The sequence below is a fragment of the Bradyrhizobium sp. genome, assembly GCF_030693485.1.
GTDB lineage: Bacteria > Pseudomonadota > Alphaproteobacteria > Rhizobiales > Xanthobacteraceae > Bradyrhizobium.
On sequence record NZ_JAUYAN010000238.1, the window covers coordinates 1 to 19,781 of the forward strand.

Genomic DNA, 19,781 nt, shown 5'->3' on the forward strand with positions numbered 1-19,781 from the left:
ACCCGCGAAGCCTTGTTCCAGTCGCAGAAAATGGACGCAATCGGTCAGCTCACCGGCGGCGTCGCGCATGATTTCAACAATCTCCTGATGGCGGTGCTGGGCAGCCTCGAATTGCTGCGCAAGCGTCTTCCCGACGATCCCAGGACGAAGCGCCTGGTGGATAACGCCATGCACGCCGCCCAGCGCGGCGCCGGGCTAACGCAGCGGATGCTCGCCTTCGCCCGCCGGCAGGAACTCAATCCGGTGACGCTCGATGTGGCAAACCTCGTTCGCGGCATGACCGGTCTGCTGCACAGTTCGCTCGGCGCCACCGCGCAGATCAGGATGGAGTTCGCATCCGGGCTGAACAGGGTTCTCGCCGATCCTAACCAGCTGGAACTGGCCATCCTCAATCTCGCCGTCAATGCGCGGGACGCGATGCCGAAAGGCGGGTTGATCGTCATCACCGCGAAGGAAGAGACGATCACAGGCGCGCCAGACCTGAAGGACGGAAATTATGTCTGTCTTTCGGTGACCGACAATGGGGTCGGAATGGATGAAGCCACCCGGCGGAGGGCGCTGGAGCCCTTCTTCACCACCAAGGGTGTCGGCAAGGGCACCGGACTCGGGCTATCGATGGTTCATGGCATGATCCAGCAGTCCGGCGGCAAGTTCGTGCTCAGGAGCAGCAAGGGCGAAGGCACCACCGCCGAGCTCTGGCTTCCGGCCGCGGACGGTGCCGACCATGTCGAGAGCGCGGCGGCACCGAAGCTGCTCAATGGCAAGGAAGGTCCTCTCCTGATCCTCGCGGTGGACGACGATGCGCTGGTGCTGCTCAATACCACGGCCATGCTGGAAGACCTCGGTCACACCGTGCTGGAGGCGACCTCCGCCAGCAGCGCGCTCGACATTATCCGGCGCGAGGACGACATCGACCTCGTGATCACCGATCAGGCGATGCCGCACATGACAGGCTCGGATCTCGCCGCTGCGATCCGGCTGGAAAAGCCCGGCCTGCCGATCATTCTGGCGACCGGATTTGCCGAGCTGCCGCCCGGCGCCGATGAGGGCCTGCCCAAGCTGTCGAAGCCGTTTCTGCAGCAGCAACTGGCGGATGCGATTGCAAGGACGGTGGCGGTCTGAGCTTGCGAAATCCGGGGGGCGCCGCCGTAGCCGTTCCTGGATTCATCCGGGCTACGAACCGCAATCCTACTTCGCCGCGGGCGAATGCGCGACGATCGGCGCCGGCTTGTGGCCAGCGGAATGATCGTCCGGCCCCGGCTCGTTCTCGCCGCTGGAGGCCAGCAGCTTGCTCCCGAAGCGCCAGATCAGCGCGCCGAGATCGTCCATCAGGATGAACATCGCGGGCACGAACACGAGCGACAGCAAGGTCGAGAACACCAGGCCGCCGATCACCGCCAGCGCCATCGGCGAACGGAATTCGCCGCCGGCGCCGAACGCCAGCGCGGAAGGCATCATGCCCGCCGCCATCGCGATGGTTGTCATGACGATGGGACGCGCGCGCTTGATGCCGGCGTCGATCATCGCCACGTCGCGCGGCGTGCCCTCGCGGATCGATTCGACCGCGAATTCCACCAGCATGATGGCGTTCTTGGTAACGATGCCCATCAGCATCAGGATGCCGATCCATACCGGCGTCGTCAGCTGCTTGCCGGTCAACATCAGCGCCGCGATGGCGCCGCCGATCGAGAGCGGCAGCGAGAACAGGATGGTGATCGGCTGCAGGAATGTGCCGAACAGCAGCACCAGCACCGCATAGACCATCATCAGGCCGGTGGTGATCGCGGTGGCGAAACCTTCCGACAGTTCATTCAGGCTTTCGGCGTCGCCCGAGGGGCTGACCTTGACGCCCTTGGGCAGGGTCTTCATGACCGGCAGTTCGTAGATCAGCCTGGTGGCGTCGCCGAGCGCCGCGGAGCCGACGAGGTCGGCGGCCACGGTGGCCTGGCGTTCCCGGTCGTAGCGGTTGATGCTGGTCGGACCCTGATCGAGCTTGATGTCGGCGACCACCGACAGCGGCACGCCGCCCTTTTCGCCGCGCTGGCCCAGCGGCACCCGCAATTGCTCGAGGATCTGCAGGTCGCCGCGCGCGCCGTCCTCAAGCTGGACCCGGATCGGCACCAGCCGGCCGCCGGCGTCGAATTTGGCCAGCGCCGGGCCGACGTCGCCGATGGTGGCGACGCGGATGGTCTGCGACAGGCTCTCGGTGGAGACGCCGAGCCGCGCCGCCAGTTCCGCCCGCGGCTGAATGCGAAGCTCCGGCCGGTCGAGCGAGGTTTCGGAGATCACGTTGGAGATGATCGGAATCCGCTTCATCTGCGTCGCCAACTCGCTGGCGACATTGCCGACGATGTTGCTGTCGATGCCGGTGACGACTAGCGAGATCGCGCGCAGGCCGTTTTCGTCGAGGAACCAGAAACGGATGTCCGGGACGTTTTCGAGATCGCCAGAAATCGCCAGCTCCAGCTCGCGCTGGGTGATCTTGCGGTCGCCCTTCGGCGTGTAATTGACGATCAGCGCGGCGCGGCGCACCTCGAAGATGCCCGGCGGCACGCGCCCGCCGTCGACGAATACGCTCCTGATCTCGGGCCGCTTGCGCAGCCGCGCCACGATCTCCTCGGTAACCTTCTCGGTATAGGCGAGCTGCGAGCCCGGCGGCAGCTCCATTGCCAGCAGCGAGCGCGCGGTGTCCTGCGCCGGCAGGAAGCCCTGCGGCAGCAGCGTGATGCTCCAGACCGAGACGGCGAGGGTGCCGAAGCCGGCCAGCACGGTGATGAAATAATGTTTCACCGACCAGGTCACGAGCCTGGTATAGGCCTTCAGGATGCGTCCCGGCGGCGGATCCTCGTGCGGATGATCCTTCAGGAAGTAGGCGGCCAGCACCGGCGTGACGAAGCGGGCGGCCAGCAGCGAGAAGAACACCTGCACCGATACCGTGATGCCGAACTGCTTGAAGAATTGCCCGGCGATGCCGGACATGAAGCTGGCCGGCGCGAAGATCGCGATGATGGTCAGCGAGATCGCGATGACGGCGAGGCCGATCTCGTCGGCGGCTTCCAGCGAGGCGCGATAGGGCGACTTGCCCATTCGCATGTGGCGCACGATGTTTTCTATCTCGACGATGGCGTCGTCGACCAGGATGCCCGTCGACAGCGTGATGGCCAGGAAGCTGACCAGGTTCAGCGAGAATCCGAGCATATCCATCGCCCAGAATGCCGGGAAGATCGACAGCGGCAGCGAGACGGCAACGATGATGGTGGCGCGGATGTCGCGCAGGAACAGCAGCACGACGATGACGGCGAGGATGGCGCCTTCGAACAAGGTCGAAATCGCGGCTTCGTAATTGCCCTTGGTGAAGTCCACCGAGGTGTCGATCAGCTTGAGGTCGACGTCGGGATAGGAGGTTTTCAGCGCCTCGATGCGCTTCTGCACGGCGGCGGCGACCACCACGTCGCTGGCGCCCTTGGAACGCTTGATGCCGAGCGCCACCACCGGCTCGCCGTTCAGGCGCGCGAAGGTGCGGCGGTCGGCGATGGTGTCGGTGACGGTGCCGAGATCGTCGAGACGAACCTCGCCGCCGCCGAACAGCGGGATCATGGTGCCGGCGAGTTCGTTCAGGGTCTTGGCGCCGGCCAGCGTGCGGATCGCCTGATCGTTCTTGCCGATCTCGGCGCGGCCGCCGGCGAGGTCGACATTGGTGCCGCGCAGGATCTGGCTGACATTGACCGCGGTGAGCCCCGCGGCCTGCAGCCGGTCGGGATCCAGCGACACCAGGATTTCGCGCTCGACACCGCCGATGCGCTCGACCTGGGCGACGCCGCGCACGCCCTGCAGCGCGCGCTTGACGACGTCGTCGACGAAATAGGACAGCTGCTCGGGCGTCTTGCCGGGCGAGATCGCGGCATAGGTGACGATCGGCAGGCCGATCACGTCGACGCGCTGGATCAGCGGCTCGTTGACGTTCTGCGGCAGGTTGGAACGCACCCGGGTGATGGCGTCCTTGACGTCGTTCAGCGCCCGGTCGGTGTTGGTCTCCAGCGCAAACTGGATCGTGGTCAGCGACAGCCCGTCGGTGATCGACGACGAAATGTGGCGCACGCCCTCGACGCCGGAGACGCCGTCCTCGATCGTCTTGGTGACCTGCGATTCCAGCTCGGCGGGCGCCGCGCCGAATTGCGAGACCGCGACCGAGATCACCGGGATGTCGGCGCTCGGCAGCCGCGTCACCGCGAGCTTGGTGAAGCTGACCCAGCCCAGGACGAGCAGGATGATGGAGAAGACGATCGACGGAAGCGGGTTTCGGATCGACCAGGCCGAGATATTGAGAGCCATCAGCGCACCCGCGTTCGATCTAGTTCCTCGGCGAACATGATCTTGATCTGATCGCCGTCATGCAGCGAGGTGCCCGCGTCGGCGACGACGATTTCGCCGACGTCGAGACCCTCGAGGATTTCCGTTGATGTGTCGGACACCAGTCCGACCTTCACCTTGCGCGTCTCGATGACGTTTCCTTTGACCACCTGAATGGTCAGATGGTCAATGGCGGAGCGTGGGATGGCGACGCCGCAACTGCGCTTGGCGTCGATGCTGGCGCGCGCGAACATGCCGATCTTGAGCGACGGGTTGTTGGTCAGCGAGATCCGGATATGACCGAGCTGGGTGGCGCGGTCGATCTGCGGCGAGACCAGCCGCACGCGCCCGATCAGATCGGGCACGTTATCCCGGCTGATCCGCGCGCCGGCGCCGGGATTGAGCTTCAGCATGTGGATTGCCGGCACTTCGGCATCCAGTTCGATTTCGTTGTTGACGGAAATCCGGAACATCGGGCCGGCCTGCGGCGAGGCGGGCGCGCCGGCGATGGTCCTGACTTCGGTAATGAGGCCGGCGGCCGGCGCGCGCAGCACGGTCGGGCCGGGCCGCGTCCCCGGCTGCTGCGGCGGCGGGATCAGCCGCGCCAGTTCCTGGTTGTCGGTGACGATGTCGCCTTCGCGCACCAGCACCTCGGAAACCCTTGAGCCCTCCTGCTCGACGCCGACCACCGCTTCGCGGCGCGGTACGATAAAGCCGGTGACGCGGACCAGGTCGGAGAAGCAGGCGTTGGTGCTCTTGGTGACGATGACCATCGCCTTGGTCGGAATTTCCTTTACCTCGGCGCGGGGACGATGCCCGAGCCAGTAGTAGACCCCCACCGCGATGACGACGACCACTCCGATCGCGGGCTTGAGATATTCGGAGAGCTTCATCGCCGGATCAATCCAGACCTGTCGGGTGGGAAGGGTGAAGACGCCCTATGGCGTTTTCTTTATAGCGTTTTCCGGCGAAGTGGATACCGCCTCGCGCCGGGAAAATGCGTCAAATAAACACAGACAATAAGCACGGGCCTCCGTTCCGACGGGATCGGAACGGAGGCCCGTAATGGAAAACGCTAAACAGCGCCACGATCCGTTTCGGGCGGGACTATTGCCTGGACGCCGTGGTCTTGTTGGCCATGTTGACGACCTGCACGCGGCGGTTGGCTTCCGCCAGCGGCTGGCTCGGATCCTTGAGCTTGCTCTCGCCGTATCCGACGGTCACGAGGTCCGCGCCGGCGATGCCGAATTTGTCGGTCAGATAGCGCTTGATCGAATCGGCGCGCCGTTCCGACAGGTCCTGGTTGTATCCCTCGCTGCCCGCGGCGTCGGTATGGCCGGCGACGATGAAGGTCGAACCCTTCAGATCGGAACTGCTGAGGGCCTTGCCGAGCGCCTGCACCGAGGCGAGCGATTTGGCGCTGATCTCGGCCGAATTGTAGTCGAAGGTGATTTCCAGATCGATATTCGGCTTGTCCTTGGCGAGGACGGCGATTTCCTCGCGCTCGGTGGCGGAGAGCGAACGGCTGGGCCGGCCGCGGATCTTCTGGACGAAACGCCCTTCCTCGGCGGAAATCACCGGTTCAGCCTGCTGCGGACCGACCGACAGGCCCCGGGTCAGCGGCTTCTTGGCCGCTGGCGCCAGCGCCCGCAGGATCTGATCCTCGGTGACGTCCTCGGCGGCGGCCGCCGCCATTCCGAACGACAGCGTGGCGCCGATGGTCACGATCGATAGGATTGCGGTCAGATTTTGCCTTCCAGAGATCTTTGACATTGCCAGTCCCTCCTGCGCTATCGCGCGGTTCCAATCCATTCTCAAATACGCTGCCGGATAAAATGAGGCCCAGCCTGGCGCCTTCCCGGCTAGTTTCCTTCGTTGGTCTCGGCAGCCTGCCCAAGGGTTCAGCCAGCGCCGTCCCCCCGTCTCAAATAATCGTTAGCGTACCCCGTAACCGGCGAATTCCTTGACAATATTCGGGTCCATCGCCTTGGCGTTGGCAATGTCCAATTCGCCCTCGGAGATCGAGCCGTTGCGCTGCTTGGCGAGGCCGCGGCCGTACAGCGACGAGGTCAGCCGCGGGTTGATCTTGAGCGCGGCGTCGAAATCAGCAATTGCATTCTTGGCCTGCCCGCTCTTCAGGTTGACGAGGCCGCGGCTGTCGAGGGCGTCGACGAAGTTCGGACGCAGCCGCAGCGCTTCGTTGCAATCCTTCAGGGCGGCCTGCAGGTCGCCGATCACGGCGCGGGCCCAGCAGCGGTTGTTATGGGCTTCCACGTCCTTGGGATTCAGCCGCAGCGAATTGTCGAAATCCTTGATGGCAAGGTTGTAGGCGCCCTTGCTGGCATAGACCTGCCCGCGCCGGTACAGCGCGCCGCCGTCGTCGGGATTGGCGGCGAGCTTCGCGGTCAGGCTCTTGATGGTCGGATCATCCGCCAGCGCCAGCAGGGTCGGCTCGGTCTTTTCCGGTTCGGGCGAAGTAACGGCGGTTTCAGGCGGTCTCGGCGGCGGCGGCGTTTCGACACGCGGAGGCGGTGGCGTTTCAACACGCGGCAGCGGCGGGGGTTCGACGCGCGCGGGCGGCGGTTGCTGGGGGGTAGCTTGCGGCGTCACTTTGGGAAGCGGCGGGGGTGTCACGGGGGACGTCACCGGCGGAGCGACCGGGGGCGCCGCCGCCACCTGACCCTGGCCGGCCGGCTTGGCGCCCGGGATAAAGGAAAAATCTTCGGCCAAAGAGGATGAAATCCACGGCACCTGCTCGCCGCGGGAAGCGCGGGTAACGCCGACCCGGGTCTTGTTCAGGGTCTCCTCGGCCATCAGGTCGGGAACGCGAATTTCCTTGAGCAATTCCTTCACGAACAGGCTGCGGTCGCCGCCATTGTCACTGACCACGGAAGACAGTGCGGCCGAATACATCACCAGCGTTCCGTTCGGCGCGATCACGGGCGCGAGGCCGGCGGAAAAGCTACGGAACCGGCGCTCGAACGGGTTGCGCCTCGAGGCGTCGATCAGGGCGATCTTGACGCCGGCGCCGCGGCTATTGATTTCGCCGAGCACCGTCTCCAGGCTGAAGCCATCGCGCCGAACGTCGGGTTCGGTCCAGATCTGGGCGTCGACCGGGATCATGTAGCTCTGGCGGCCGGACTGCACGCCGAACCCGCTGAAGAAAATCAGCGCGACCGAGCCGGGCTTGATCTTTCCGTAAAGCTTCTCGAAGGCGCGCCGCATCGCGTCGCCGGTCAGGTTTTCGCCGATCTCGACGTTGAAGCCGTCGCGCTTGAGCTCGTCGGCGACGGCGCGGGCGTCGTTGATCGGCTCCTTGAGCGGCGCTTCGGCATCGGGATATTTGGCGTTGCCGATGACCAGCGCAAACCGTTCGGCGCCGGCGGCGCCGGCCGGGACAATCGGGAGCACCGACAAAACCGAAATCAACAGTAATGCGAGGCGGATTCTCATAAAACAGCAGTCCAGCCAATTTGTCGCCGACACCAGCTTGCGCCTCGGCGACCTTACTCTACGGAAACCGCATTATCAAACCGGGCCGGCATGCCCTGTCAACCGTTTGCGGAGCCGAAGGTAGCAGCGACAAATAACCGCGACGTGTCGGGGGAATAGATCCCACGCCGGCCGCGATCGTCCCCTGCCGTGGAACGGTGCGGGTTCCTTGCGTGGTGCGTTGCAGCGGCGCAAGCCGGTTGGGGCGGCTCATCGTCCGGTTTGACCTTTGCCGGCGGCGGTGGCTTAGCTCCAGAGACCATCTAAACAAATCGGACAATCCAGACAAAGAAGAAGCACAACCGATGGGAAACGCCTACGAGATCTACGCCCTGCGCTACGCCACGATGTCGCCGCGCACGCCCCAGATGAATTACCTGCAGCCGGATCCGCACGAGACCACGGCGCAGGACCTCGATTATTTCGTCTGGCTCATTCGCGGTGGCGGCCGCGACATCCTGGTCGACACCGGTTTCAATGCCGAGGAGGCGCAGGCGCGCGGTCGCAAGCTGACGCTCAATCCGGTCGATGCGCTGGCGCGGTTCGGCGTCGATGCCGAAGCCATCAAGGACGTCATCGTCACCCATCTGCATTACGACCATGCCGGCAATCTCGACCGTTTTCCCAAGGCGCGGTTTCATCTGCAGGACCGCGAGATGAGCTACGCCACCGGACGCTGCATGTGCATGGGCACGCTGCGGCATCCGTTCTCGGTGGAGCACGTCACCCTGATGGTTCGCCACGTCTTCAACGAGCGCGTCACCTTTCACAATGGCGATGGCGAGGTGGCGCCGGGCGTGACCCTGCACCGTGTCGGCGGCCATTCCGACGGCCTGCAGGTGGTGCGGGTCGAGACCGCGCGCGGCCCTGTGGTGCTGGCGTCGGACGCCTCGCATTATTACGGCAACATGCATCGCCGCAGTCCGTTTCCGATCATCTACAATGTCGGCGACATGTTCGATGGCTGGGACATCGCGCACCGGCTGGCCGGCCATCCCGACCGTGTCATCCCCGGGCACGATCCTGTCGTCACCGAGATCTATCCGCGCGCCAGCGACAAGGTCGATGCCTGGTCGCTGCATCTGGCGCCATCGCGCTCGTTCGTAAAGTAAACCCGGAGCCAGCCATGATCACACGTTTCCCCGGCCTGACATCGACCCGCAGCCGCGCCGTCGTTCACGACGACCTCGTGCTGACCGTGGCGGTGGCGCCCGATCCGGTGACATCATCGATGTACGAGCAGACCGCGAAGGCGCTGGCCCGCATCGACGAGAGCCTCGCGCTGTGCGGCTCGGACAAGAGCAAGATCCTTTCGGCGATCGTCTATATCAGCGACATGAAGCGCAAGGGCGAGATGAACCGCGCCTGGGACGAATGGGTCGACAGCAAAAATCCGCCGATGCGCGCCTGCCTCGGCGTCGAACTCGAACCGCCGCATATCGTGGAAATCGTGGTGACAGCGGCGAAATGACGGCGGGGTCGACCGCGAAGCGGCCGGTACAACGCTAAGCGAAACAGCCTCATCGTCATTGCTTTCGATGTTCACAAATTCGCTGATTGAATCGCGGTGGTCCTGGTAGCAGCGAAGGCTTTGGGAAGCTGCCCTGTCAGGGCCTGATGGGGTCTGAGCTTGTTAGATAAGGTACTCGAACAGTTCGTTGGCGGTGGCGCTACGCCGCGCGAATGTTCGCCATGAAGCGGTCGAGCTCTTCGCGCAGCCGGGTGCTTTCGCTCGACAGCGTTCTCGCCGAATTCAGCACTTCCTCGGAAGCGGAGCCGGTTTCGGTGGCGCCGCGATTGACCTGCATGATGTCGGCAGCCGCTCGCTGGGTGCCTTGCGCGACGTTCTGAACGCTGCGCGAGATTTCCTGTGTGGCAGAACTCTGCTGCTCCACGGCGCTGGCGATCGATGCGGCGATGTCCGAGATCTGGCCGATGGTGCCGCCGATTTCCTTGATGGCGGCAACCGATTCCTGGGTGGCGCCCTGCATGCCCAAAATGTGCGACGAAATCTCGTCGGTCGCTTTCGCGGTCTGGCTGGCGAGCGATTTGACTTCGGAGGCGACCACGGCGAAGCCGCGGCCGGCGTCGCCGGCGCGGGCGGCCTCGATGGTGGCGTTCAGCGCCAGCAGATTGGTCTGCTCCGCGATCGCCGTGATCAGCTTGACCACGTCGCCGATCTCCTGGGCCGCGCGTGACAGCTTGCCGATGCGGCCGTCGGTCTGCTGAGCCTGGGTCACGGCCGCGTCCGCAATCTTGTTGGATTCGCGCACCCGCCGTCCGATCTCGTTGACGGAAGCGGCAAGCTCCTCGGTCGCGGTGGCGACCGATTGCATATTGCTGGAGGCCTCTTCCGATGCGCCGGCGACCTGGCTCGACAGGCTCTGGGTGGATTCGGCGGTGCGCGTCAGCGTCCCGGCCGCGGATTCGAGTTGAACCGCCGACGCCGACACGCTCGACACGATGGCGCCTACGGCGGTTTCGAAATCATCGGCGAAACGAATGAGTTCGGTGCGGCGCGCAGCACTGCTCGCCTTGTTCTGCGCATCATGGGCTGCGGCATCGCGCTCGGCCTTGGCGATGGCCTGCAGCTTGAATTCCTCCACAGCACCGGCCATCTCGCCGAGTTCATCCTTGCGCCCGAGACCGGGCAGCACGACGTCGAAATTGCCGCCGGCAAGCTCGCGCATCGCCTTGCACATCGCCGTCATCGGCCTAGCGATTCCCCTGCCGAGCAACAGCGCCCACACCGCGCCGAGCAGGAAGCCGCCGGCCGCCAGCATCAGAATCAGGCGCTCGGTCTCGCCGATCAGCGCGTTGGTCCCGGCTTCGATTCGTTGCTGATCGGATACCAGATCCGCCTTCAAGGCGCCCGCGCCCTGCATGATCGCGGTCGCCGACTCCGTCATCTTTGCGGTTTGTTCGCCGATCGATTTCGAATTTTCGACCAGCCTGGTCAGGGCCTGCTTGTATTCGCCGAGCAGCGCAGCAATTTCCTTGAGACCTTCGACGATTTTTTCGTTACTCGACAGGATCGAGCCAAGCGAGTTATCGACGAATCTGAGCCGCGCCAGCGCGCTGGCCGCGGTCGCCGGGTCGGAATTGACGACGAATGTGTTGGCGAGCGCCGTCACCGCCTGGAATTGATCGGTTACGACCTTGGCGCCGAACTGGATCGATTGCTGTTCCGAATCGTCGGCGTTGCTGGGAAGATCTTCGAGCTTGTAGCGCAGCGTATTGCCGCTGCGCATCAGCTGGTTCTGCGTCAGCTGTCCGCTTTCCTGCTTGATCCTGAGAACGTCGGCAAAGATCTTGCTGAAATTCTGGAATTCCTTGTCCAGCCGCGCGACCTGTTCGCGGCGTGCCGGATTGGCCGTGCCCTTCATCGACTGGTCGATGGCGTCCTTCAGGCCGGCCTCGGCGGCCAACGCCGCCTTGCCGTCCTCTTCCTTGCCGGTCACCACGAAATAGCGCGCCAGCGACCGGTACAAGATCAGCTCGCGGTCGATATTGCGCGCCAGATCGGCTTCCGAGACGCTGTGGCGATAGGTCACGACGCCGGCAGCGACGCGCTCGAAGCCGAGATAGGCGATGCCCATGCTGGCGGCCGAGATGGCGAGCGTGACGGCAAAACCAAGGATAATCTTGGCGCGAAGCCGCAAAGTCGGGAGTTTTGACGCTATCGAGGTCGATCCGGCGCTTTCAGACATTCCCACCGCAAACCCCCATTGTCTCATCCCAAACAGACGGGATCGGGAGCGTGAAATCCCGATCCGGTGCCAAGAACTAGGGCAGAATGGATAAGAGGTAGTAAACTTGTGTCGAATCTCCCGGTGATTGCCGGGCTCGTCCCGGCCATGACGCCGCGTGATATCGCCCTACGCCGCGCGGGCTCTTGGGGCGACCGGCGGGGCCAGGACCTTCCAGTCGGGGGCCAGCTGCAGGCTGGGTTCGGTCAGTTCCTGCAGCTTCTCCAGCGTCATGCCCGGGATCATTTCGAGCACGACGAGGCCCTGCGCGGTCACATCGATGACGGCGAGGTTGGTGTAGATGCGCTTGACGCAGCCCGCTGCCGTCAGCGGATAGGTGCACGCTTTAAGGATGCGCGGCTCCCCCTTCTTGCTGGTGTGCTCCATAAGGACGCGGATCGCCCGGGCGCCGACCGCCAGATCCATCGCACCGCCGACGCCGGGCGGGAAGGCCGGGTCTTCGGTGGTCCAGTTGGCGAGATCGCCAGTTTCGGACACCTCGAAGGCACCGAGCAGGCTGACATCGAGATGGCCGCCGCGGATCATCAGGAAGGCGTCGGCGTGATGGACGAAACAGCCGCCGGCGACCAGCGTCGTCAGGTTCTTGCCGGCGTCGACCATATAGGGGTCCTCCATGCCGGGCGCAGGCTTCGGGCCCATGCCCAAAATGCCGTTCTCGCTGTGGAAGATCACCTCGCGGCCCGGCGGCACAAAGCTTGCCGCCAGCGTCGGGATGCCGATGCCGAGATTGACGTAATCGCCTTCACGCAGATCCTGCGCGGCGCGCCAGGCCATTTGTTCGCGGTTCAAGGGCTCAGAAGAGCTGGGGGTCATGCGTTTGCTCCGACAACGACCACGCGGTCTACGAAAATACTGGGGGTGACGACGGTTTCCGGATTCATCTCGCCGAGTTCGACCATCTGGTCGACCTCGACGACGGTCAGATCGGCGGCCATCGCCATCACGGGATTGAAATTCCGCGCCGACTTGATGTAGCTGAGATTGCCCCAGCGGTCGGCCTTGTTGGCCTTTATCAATGCGACGTCGCCTTTCAGGGGCTTTTCAAAGACGTGCAGTCGGCCGTCGATTTCGCGGGTTTCCTTGCCTTCCCCGAGCTTGGTTCCTGCCGAAACCGGCGAGAAGAAGCCGCCCAGACCGGCGGCATGGCAGCGCATGCGCTCGGAAATGGTGCCTTGCGGCAATAATTCGAGCTCGAGGCTCCTGGCCCGGTAGGCATTGAGGAAGGCGCTGTAGTCGCCGGAGCGCGGAAACGAGCAGATCACCTTGCGGACCCGGCCGGAACTGATCAGCCGGGCCAGTCCAACATCGCCATTGCCGGAATTGTTGGCGACGATGGTGAGCTCCCGGGCGCCCTGTTCGTGCAGCGCCTCGAGCAGGATATCGGGAACGCCGACCGCGCCGAACCCGGCTACCAGCACTGTCGAGCCGTCACGAACCCCGGCCACGGCGTCGGCGGTGGTTTTGACCTGTTTGTCGATCACGTCTGGGCTCCCTTGGGGTTCTTTGGGGCGGGATAGACCATCGGGCTATTGGGAGAAAGGCACAATTATGCATGGGGCTTCGCCCTTACCCTCCAGGGGAGGGCAAGCAAGCGCGCTGCACTCGCAAACGCGACATCACAATGACCGCCTCGACAAAAATCCCAGTTGCAAAGTTCCGGCTGCGTGCTTCTAATTAGAACAACTAAAAATCATCGGGAGGTATCACGCGTGTCTACCATCAAATTGACGGTGAACGGCAAAGCTGTGTCGGCTGAAGTCGAGGACCGGACCCTCCTCGTCCATCTCTTGCGCGAAACCCTGAACCTGACCGGCACCCATGTCGGCTGCGACACCAGCCAGTGCGGCACCTGCGTCGTGCATATCGACGGCAAGGCAGTCAAGTCATGCACCGTGCTGGCGGGACAGGCCGCCGGCAGCAACGTTACCACCATCGAGGGCATCTCGAAGGGCGACGAGCTGCATCCGATGCAGGCCGCGTTCCGCGACAATCATGGCCTGCAATGCGGCTACTGCACGCCGGGCATGATCATGTCGTCGATCGACATCGTCAACCGTTACGGCGGCAAGCTCGACGAGGAGACAGTGCGGCATGAGCTGGAAGGCAACATCTGCCGCTGCACCGGCTACCACAATATCGTCAAATCGGTGCTCGACGCCGCCGGCCGCATGAAGGTTGCGCAGGCAGCGGAATAGTCCCGCGTCCTGCACGATCCGAGCTTCGAAATTCAGAAAACTGACTGCCGACGCGCCTTCGAGAATCCGGCGCTGACGATGCGGTCCGACAGGGAGATATCCGATGGGTGTTGAGGGCATTGGCGCCAGCGTAGTGCGCAAGGAAGACCGGCGTTTCATCACGGGCCGCGGCCGCTACGTCGACGACATCAAGATCGTGGGCCTGACCCACGCCCATTTCGTCCGCAGTCCGCACGCGCATGCCAAGATCAAGAGCATCGACATCGCGGCTGCGAAGGGCATGCCCGGCGTGGTCGGGGTGCTGACCGGACAGCAAATCGTCGATGACAAGGTCGGCAATCTGATCTGCGGCTGGGCGATCACGTCGAAGGACGGCACCGGCATGAAGATGGGCGCGTGGCCGGCGATGGCGCCGGAAATCGTGCGCTTCGCCGGACAGGCGGTCGCGGTGGTGATTGCCGAGACCAAGAACCAGGCTCGCGATGCGGCGGAAGCCGTCGTGGTCGACTATGAGGAATTGCCGGTTGCGTCCGATATCCGCGCCGCGATCAAGCCGGGCGCGCCGCAGCTGCATCCGGAAGCCGCCGGCAACGTGATCTACGACTGGACCATCGGCGAGGAAGCGGCCACCGACGCGGCCTTCAAGGCGGCGGCCAATGTGGTCTCGCTCGACATCACCAACAACCGGCTGGTGCCGAATGCGATGGAGCCGCGCGCGGCCATCGCCGAATACAACGACGCCGAGGAACACTTTACGCTCTACACCACGTCGCAGAACCCGCACGTCGCCCGGCTGGTGCTGTCGGCGTTCTACAACATCGCGCAGGAGCACAAGCTGCGGGTGGTGGCGCCCGATGTCGGCGGCGGCTTCGGCTCCAAGATCTTCATCTATCCCGAGGAAATGGTGGCGCTGTGGGCCTCCAAGAAGGTGAACCGTCCGGTGAAGTGGACCGGCGATCGCTCCGAGGCCTTCCTCACCGACGCCCATGGCCGCGATCACCTGACCAAGGCCGAGATGGCGTTCGACAAGGACAACAAGGTCACTGCGTTGCGGGTGAAGACCTACGCCAATCTCGGCGCCTATATGTCGCTGTTCTCGTCATCGGTGCCGACCTATCTCTACGCGACGCTGCTGTCGGGCCAGTACAACATTCCCAACATCTTTGCCGAGGTGATCAGCGTCTACACCAACACCACCCCGGTCGACGCCTATCGCGGCGCCGGCCGGCCGGAAGCCAGTTTCGTCGTCGAACGGCTGATGGAAACCGCAGCGCGGCAATTGAAGGTCGATCCGGCCGAATTGCGCCGCAAGAACTTCATCACCACATTCCCGCACCAGACGCCTGTGATCATGGCCTATGACGTCGGCGATTTCGGCGCCTCGCTGGATTCGGCGATGAAGGCGATCGACTATGCCGGCTTCCCCGCCCGCAAGGCCAAGGCCAAGGCCGAAGGCAAGCTGCGCGGCATCGGCATCTCCTGCTACATCGAGGCCTGCGGCATCGCGCCGTCGAAGGCGGTCGGCAGTCTCGGCGCCGGCGTCGGCCTGTGGGAATCGGCTGAAGTGCGCGTCAATCCGGTCGGCACCATCGAAATCCTGACGGGTTCGCACAGCCACGGCCAGGGCCACGAGACGACGTTCGCGCAGCTGGTCGCCGGCCGGCTCGGCATTCCGATCAGCCAGGTCTCGATCGTGCATGGCGATACCGACAAGGTGCAGTTCGGAATGGGCACCTACGGCTCGCGCTCGGCGGCGGTCGGCATGTCCGCCATCTTCAAGGCGATGGAAAAGGTCGAGGCCAAGGCCAAGAAGATCGCGGCGCATCAGCTGGAGGCTTCCGAGGCCGACATCGTGATCGAGAACGGCGAGTTCAAGGTCACCGGCACCGACAAGTCGATCGCGCTGCCGATGGTGGCGCTCGCGGCCTATACCGCGCACAATCTGCCTGACGGCATGGAGCCCGGCCTCAAGGAGGGCGCGTTCTACGATCCCACCAACTTCACCTTCCCGGCCGGCGCCTATATCTGTGAGATCGAAGTCGACTCCGGCACCGGCAAAACCTCGTTCGTCAATTTCGTCGCAGCCGACGATTTCGGCACGCTGATCAACCCGATGATCGTCGAGGGCCAGGTCCATGGCGGCCTCGCCCAGGGCATCGGCCAGGCGCTGCTGGAAGGCGCCGTCTATGACAGCTCAGGCCAGCTGATGACCGCGTCGTTCATGGACTACACCATGCCGCGCGCCGACGATCTGCCGTCGTTCAAGCTGTCGCACACCACGACGGAATGTCCGGGCAATCCATTGGGCGTCAAGGGCTGCGGCGAGGCCGGCGCGATCGGCGCATCGGCCGCCGTCATCAACGCCATCACCGACGCCATCGGCAACAATAAGCTGGAAATGCCGGCCTCACCCGACCGGGTGTGGCACGCGATTCACGGTTGAACATTCGTCATTCCGGGGCGACGCAAAGCGTCGAACCCGGAATCTGAAACAGGCCAAGCCTCTCGGGATTCCGGGTCTGCGCGCAAGGGCGCGCATCCCGGAATGACGGAGGGATCAGAGAGAAAGTTACAGGGAGCAACACCATGTACGAGACCACCTATCATCGCCCCTCCTCCGTGGATGAAGCGGCAGCGCTGTTTGCCAAGGGCAAGGAGGCAAAATATCTCGCCGGCGGCCATACTTTGCTGCCCGTCATGAAGCAGCGGCTGGCCTCGCCTTCGGACGTGATCGATCTCGGCAAGATCAAGGATCTGGTCGGCATCGAAATGTCCGGCGATGCGCTGACCATCAAGGCCGCGACCACCTATTTCGACATCCTGCAGAGCGCGGATGCCAAGAAGGCGATCCCGGCGATCGTGCACCTCACCTCGGTGCTGGGCGATCCGCAGGTGCGTTACCGCGGCACCATCGGCGGCTCGATCGCCAACAACGATCCGGCGGCGGATTTCCCCGCGGCGGTGCTGGCGCTCGGCGCGACTGTGAAAACCAACAAGCGCTCGATCGCGGGCGACGGGTTCTTCAAGGGCCTGTTCTCAACGGCGCTGGAAGACGGCGAGATCATCACGGCGATCTCGTTCCCGATCCCCGCCAGGGCCGGTTACTCGAAAATGCGCCACCCCGCCTCACGTTTCGCTTTGACCGGCGTGTTCGTGGTCAAGACAAAAGCCGGCGACGTCAGGGTAGCTGCGACCGGCGCGTCGCAGAACGGTGTAATGCGGGTGCCTGCCGTCGAGGCCGCGCTGAAGGCCAACTGGTCGGCGGGCGCGCTCGACAACGTCACGATTTCCACCGACGGGCTGCTGGCGGATATCCACGGCTCCTCGGCCTATCGCGCCAATTTGATCAAGGTGATGGCGCAACGCGCGGTGACCGCGGCGGGCTGATATCGCGTATTCCACCCCAAACCTTGCAAGCGGCGCGCAGCGATGCGCGCCGCTCTGCATTTGGTCACATTCCAGCCAATTGCCGCTTGCCACGGGCCTCACAAGGCGGGACAATTTAGCTAATCAACTAACTAAGAAATCCCCCGGGAGAACAACAGCGTGCTCGATAAACCAGCCCCAACTTCCTCCACCCGCACCTCCGGCCCGCTCGCGGGATTCCGCATCGTCGAATTCGCCGGCATCGGCCCCGGCCCGTTCGCATGCATGATGCTGGCGGACATGGGCGCCGAAGTGGTGACGCTCGACCGCGTCGGCGCCAAGAAGAACATGAAATCGGTGGCGGGGCGCGGGCGAAAAGTCGTCGAGCTCGACCTCAAGGACAAGGCCGCGGTGGCGCAGGTGCTCGACCTGCTCGCCAGTGCCGATGCCCTGATCGAGGGGTTTAGGCCGGGCGTGATGGAGCGACTGGGCCTGGGGCCCGACGTGGTGCAGGCGCGCAACCCGCGGCTGGTCTATGGCCGCATGACCGGATGGGGCCAGGAAGGCCCGCTGGCGCAGGCCGCCGGCCATGACATCAATTATATTTCGGTGACCGGCGCCCTGGCCGCGATTGGCCCGAAGGAACGGCCGGTGCCGCCGCTCAACCTGGTCGGCGATTTCGGCGGCGGCGCGCTTTACGTCGTGGTCGGCGTGCTCGCCGCGTTGCTGGAAGCCTCGAAATCCGGCAAGGGCCAGGTGGTCGATGCCGCGATGTGCGATGGCGCGGCCTCGCTGATGTCGATGTTCTTCGACATGACGGCGACCGGGCGCTGGACCGAAGGCCGCGAGCAGAATTTTCTCGACGGTGGCGCGCATTTCTATGGCGTCTATGAATGTTCCTGCGGCAATTTCGTCTCGATCGGCTCGATCGAGCCGCAATTCTACGCCCTGCTGCGCCAGCATGCCGGCCTCACCGACAGCGATTTCGACGCGCAGATGGACCGCAAGGCCTGGCCGGCGCTGAAGGAAAAACTGACGGCCGTTTTCAAGAGCAAGAGTCGCGAGGACTGGTGCAAGATCATGGAAGGCACCGACATCTGCTTCGCCCCGATCCTGACCATGGCGGAAGCGCCCAAGCATCCGCACATGGCGGCGCGCAAGATCTTCGTCGAGCGCCACGGCGTGACGCAGCCGGCTCCCGCGCCGCGGTTCTCGCGCACGCCCTCGGCGATCCGGGAGCCGGAAGCGGCGGATATCGGTGCGCTGACGAGCGCGTGGAAGGCGGGGAAGTAACGCCGTCGGCGTCATTCCGGGATGGTCCGAAGGACCAGACCTCAGGTGCGCAATTGCGCACCGGGGAATCTTGAGATTCCGGGTTCGCGCTAACGCGCGCCCCGGAATGACCGGGACCATTACGCCGCGTCGTCCACCTTCAGCACGCCCCTTCGGATCTGGTCTTCCTCGATCGATTCGAACAACGCCTTGAAGTTGCCTTCGCCGAAACCGTCATCGCCCTTGCGCTGGATGAATTCGAAGAAGATCGGGCCGATGGCGTTGGCGGAGAAGATCTGCAGCAGCACTTTTGTGTGGCCGCCCTCGACCACGCCTTCGCCGTCGATCAGGATGCCGTCCCGCTTCAGTCTCGCGACATCCTCACCATGCGCGGGTAGCCGCGCGTCGATCTTCTCGAAATAGGTTTCCGGCGGTGCCGGCATGAACGGCAGGCCATCGGCGCGCAGCGTCTCCACCGTCTTGTAGATATCCCTGGCGCCGCAGGCGATATGCTGGATGCCCTCACCGCGATAGACGCTGAGATATTCCTCGATCTGGCCAGACTCGCCGGCATCCTCGTTGATCGGAATCCGGATCTTGCCGTCCGGGCTGGTCAGCGCCCGCGAGAACAGGCCGGAGGCGCGGCCCTCGATGTCGAAGAAACGGATCTGCCGGAAATTGAACAGTTTTTCGTAGAACCCGGTCCACACATCCATGCGGCCGCGATGGACGTTGTGGGTGAGGTGATCGAGATAGAACAGACCGGCGCCCTCGGGACGCGGATTCTTCGCGCCCAGCCACTCGAACCCGGAATCGTAGGCCGAACCCGCAGCGCCGTAGCGGTCGACGAAATACAGCAGGCTGCCGCCGATGCCCTTGATGGCGGGGACGTCGAGCGCCTTCTGCACGGCGGGAATATCCGCCGGCTCCGCGCCAAGCGAGATCGCCCGTGCATAGGCCTGCGCCGCATCGACCACGCGAAACGCCATCGACGGGGCGCACGGCCCGTGCGCCGCGACAAAGGAATGGCCGTGGGTGCCGGGCTGCTCATTGACGAGATAATTGATATCGCCCTGGCGATAGACCGTGATCTTTTTGGTCCTGTGCCGGGCGACCGGCACATAGCCCATCAGCCTGAACAGGGCGTGCAGTTCCTCGGGCCTGGGATGCGCATATTCCACGAACTCGAAACCGTCGGTGCCCATCGGGTTGTCGGCGGATATCGTGGCGGGCGGACCGTCGTGCGGAAATGGACCCATGGCCGAAAAAACTCCCTGATTTGAGGCCTTGAATGATCGGTCATACCGGGCGCAATGTGCGTGCAAATGACTGGCAT

Annotated in this window: 15 protein-coding genes; 7 read left to right on the top strand and 8 right to left on the bottom strand. The window is 64.1% G+C overall.

Annotation, left to right across the window (positions count from 1 at the left end; all coding sequences use genetic code 11):
• On the top strand, nt 1-1,122 hold a 1,122-nt coding region (locus Q8N40_RS17455; RefSeq protein WP_305712694.1), incomplete at its 5' end, for an ATP-binding protein.
• 66 nt (nt 1,123-1,188) lie between these two features.
• Here the strand turns inward: Q8N40_RS17455 and Q8N40_RS17460 are convergent.
• The 4 genes from Q8N40_RS17460 to Q8N40_RS17475 all read right to left on the bottom strand — a co-directional run bounded on the left by Q8N40_RS17460 (nt 1,189) and on the right by Q8N40_RS17475 (nt 7,803).
• Nucleotides 1,189-4,332, bottom strand: a complete 3,144-nt coding sequence (locus tag Q8N40_RS17460) for an efflux RND transporter permease subunit (protein ID WP_305712695.1) — start codon at nt 4,330-4,332, stop codon at nt 1,189-1,191.
• Nucleotides 4,332-5,243, bottom strand: coding sequence for an efflux RND transporter periplasmic adaptor subunit (locus tag Q8N40_RS17465; protein ID WP_305712696.1), 912 nt, complete (start codon nt 5,241-5,243; stop codon nt 4,332-4,334). Before Q8N40_RS17465 ends, Q8N40_RS17460 begins: the two co-directional genes overlap by 1 nt.
• A gap of 214 nt (nt 5,244-5,457) precedes the next feature.
• On the bottom strand, nt 5,458-6,123 hold the full coding sequence (locus Q8N40_RS17470; protein WP_305712697.1) for an OmpA family protein: 666 nt from the start codon (nt 6,121-6,123) through the stop codon (nt 5,458-5,460).
• Between the two features lie 162 nt (nt 6,124-6,285).
• Complete coding sequence (locus tag Q8N40_RS17475) at nt 6,286-7,803, bottom strand: caspase family protein (RefSeq protein WP_305712698.1); 1,518 nt, start codon at nt 7,801-7,803, stop codon at nt 6,286-6,288.
• Nucleotides 7,804-8,147: 344 nt separating this feature from the next.
• Here Q8N40_RS17475 and Q8N40_RS17480 point away from each other — a divergent pair, with 344 nt between their 5' ends.
• Complete coding sequence (locus tag Q8N40_RS17480) at nt 8,148-8,954, top strand: N-acyl homoserine lactonase family protein (RefSeq protein WP_305320926.1); 807 nt, start codon at nt 8,148-8,150, stop codon at nt 8,952-8,954.
• Between the two features lie 14 nt (nt 8,955-8,968).
• Nucleotides 8,969-9,313, top strand: coding sequence for a RidA family protein (locus tag Q8N40_RS17485; protein WP_305320925.1), 345 nt, complete (start codon nt 8,969-8,971; stop codon nt 9,311-9,313).
• A 199-nt stretch (nt 9,314-9,512) separates the two neighbouring features.
• On the opposite strand, the gene Q8N40_RS17490 is transcribed toward Q8N40_RS17485, so the two are convergent.
• The 3 genes from Q8N40_RS17490 to Q8N40_RS17500 form a co-directional block, all read right to left on the bottom strand.
• A complete protein-coding gene (locus Q8N40_RS17490; RefSeq protein ID WP_305712699.1) occupies nt 9,513-11,552 on the bottom strand; it encodes a methyl-accepting chemotaxis protein in 2,040 nt (679 codons plus the stop codon).
• A 168-nt stretch (nt 11,553-11,720) separates the two neighbouring features.
• Nucleotides 11,721-12,425, bottom strand: a complete 705-nt coding sequence (locus Q8N40_RS17495) for a 3-oxoacid CoA-transferase subunit B (protein WP_371135732.1) — start codon at nt 12,423-12,425, stop codon at nt 11,721-11,723.
• On the bottom strand, nt 12,422-13,093 hold the full coding sequence (locus Q8N40_RS17500) for a 3-oxoacid CoA-transferase subunit A (RefSeq protein ID WP_370870894.1): 672 nt from the start codon (nt 13,091-13,093) through the stop codon (nt 12,422-12,424). The genes Q8N40_RS17495 and Q8N40_RS17500 overlap by 4 nt, the downstream gene beginning before the upstream one ends.
• 228 nt (nt 13,094-13,321) lie before the next feature.
• Between Q8N40_RS17500 and Q8N40_RS17505 the strand changes: the two genes are divergently transcribed.
• The 4 genes from Q8N40_RS17505 (at nt 13,322) to Q8N40_RS17520 (ending at nt 18,466) form a co-directional block, all read left to right on the top strand.
• Nucleotides 13,322-13,807, top strand: coding sequence for a (2Fe-2S)-binding protein (locus tag Q8N40_RS17505; protein ID WP_305712700.1), 486 nt, complete (start codon nt 13,322-13,324; stop codon nt 13,805-13,807).
• Between the two features lie 103 nt (nt 13,808-13,910).
• Nucleotides 13,911-16,250: a xanthine dehydrogenase family protein molybdopterin-binding subunit gene (locus Q8N40_RS17510; protein ID WP_305712701.1), complete on the top strand. Its 2,340-nt coding sequence runs from the start codon at nt 13,911-13,913 to the stop codon at nt 16,248-16,250.
• A gap of 143 nt (nt 16,251-16,393) precedes the next feature.
• Nucleotides 16,394-17,194, top strand: a complete 801-nt coding sequence (locus Q8N40_RS17515; RefSeq protein ID WP_305320920.1) for a xanthine dehydrogenase family protein subunit M — start codon at nt 16,394-16,396, stop codon at nt 17,192-17,194.
• A 159-nt stretch (nt 17,195-17,353) separates the two neighbouring features.
• The gene (locus Q8N40_RS17520) at nt 17,354-18,466 is read left to right on the top strand and encodes a CaiB/BaiF CoA-transferase family protein (protein WP_305320919.1); all 1,113 of its coding nucleotides are present in this window, start codon (nt 17,354-17,356) and stop codon (nt 18,464-18,466) included.
• A 119-nt stretch (nt 18,467-18,585) separates the two neighbouring features.
• On the opposite strand, the gene hppD is transcribed toward Q8N40_RS17520, so the two are convergent.
• Nucleotides 18,586-19,704, bottom strand: coding sequence for a 4-hydroxyphenylpyruvate dioxygenase (gene hppD / locus Q8N40_RS17525; protein ID WP_305320918.1), 1,119 nt, complete (start codon nt 19,702-19,704; stop codon nt 18,586-18,588).
• Nucleotides 19,705-19,781: the final 77 nt, after the last annotated feature.